This window comes from Frankia sp. AgKG'84/4, assembly GCF_023242965.2.
Lineage (GTDB): Bacteria > Actinomycetota > Actinomycetes > Frankiales > Frankiaceae > Frankia.
In genome coordinates this window covers 1-1,142 of sequence record NZ_JALKFU020000774.1, presented here as the reverse complement: position 1 = coordinate 1,142, position 1,142 = coordinate 1, and the positions used below count along the sequence as shown (strand labels likewise).

Sequence of the window (1,142 nt, the reverse complement as noted above, 5' to 3'; positions counted from 1 at the left end):
GCCGGGTGCCGCCGGCGCACCCGCGCCCGCCGTCAACGCGGCCACCGGTGAGATTCTCGACGACGCGCCGCCACCCGACCACGGCGGCGGCACCGCCGGCGACGCGACCGGTGGTCCCGACCACGTCGACGCGGGACGGACGCCATGACCACACCCACCCTTGAGCTCGCCATCATCACCGGCCTGTCCGGCGCGGGGCGCAGCACGGCGGCGAAGTGCCTCGAGGACCTCGGTTGGTTCGTCGTCGACAACCTGCCGCCCGCGCTGCTGTCCACGATGGCCGAGCTCGGCCATCGTTCCGGCGGCGCCGTCAGCCGGATCGCCGTCGTCGTCGACGTCCGCGGCCGGGCGTTCTTCTCGGACCTGCGGGCCGCGGTCGCCGCCCTCGACGCCCGCGGCATGCACCCGCGGATGCTGTTCCTGGAAGCCAGCGACGACGCGCTGATCCGCCGGTTCGATCACGTCCGCCGGCCGCACCCGCTGCAGGGCGACGGGCGGGTCGTCGACGGCATCGGCCGGGAACGGGCGCTGCTCGCCGAGCTTCGGGGCGAGGCCGACCTGGTGCTCGACACGACGGACCTGAACGTGCACGAGCTGCGGGCCAAGATCGACGCGGCGTTCGGGCAGCCGGACGCCCGCCGGCTCAACGCCACTGTCGTCTCGTTCGGCTACAAGTACGGGCTGCCGCTGGACGCCGACCTCGTCGCCGACTGCCGGTTCCTGCCCAACCCGCACTGGGTGGAGGAACTGCGCCCGTACACGGGCCGGGATCCACAGGTGCGCGACTACGTCCTCGCCCAGTCCGGCGCGGCGGCGTTCCTCGACCAGTACGCGGCGCTGCTGCGGCTGATCGGGGAGGGCTACGCGCGGGAGGGCAAGCGGTACCTGACGCTGGCGGTCGGGTGCACCGGCGGCAAGCATCGCAGTGTCGCGATGGCCGAGCAGATCGGCTCGCGGCTCGCCGCCGACGGCGTCGGGGTCCGGGTCGTCCACCGCGACCTGGGACGGGAGTGAGCGTGGGGCCCACCGATCCCTGCCGGCCCACCGATCCCTGCCGGCCCACCGCCGCCGGCCAGCGCGTGGCTGTCGGCCGGTCCGGTGCCGCCGGTCCGCCGATTCCCGCCGGTCCGCCGATTCCCGCC

1 protein-coding gene is annotated in these 1,142 nt (G+C 74.9%); it reads left to right on the top strand.

What is annotated here, in order from left to right; translation table 11 throughout:
• Positions 1–144 precede the first annotated feature (144 nt).
• A complete protein-coding gene (gene rapZ / locus MXD58_RS25125) occupies positions 145–1,014 on the top strand; it encodes an RNase adapter RapZ (RefSeq protein WP_248839945.1) in 870 nt (289 codons plus the stop codon).
• Positions 1,015–1,142 lie beyond the last annotated feature (128 nt).

Bases quoted from the DNA above. Each gene is read 5' to 3' on its own strand.
- rapZ (WP_248839945.1), top strand. From the start codon at position 145: ATGACCACACCCACCCTTGAGCTCGCCATCATCACCGGCCTGTCCGGC.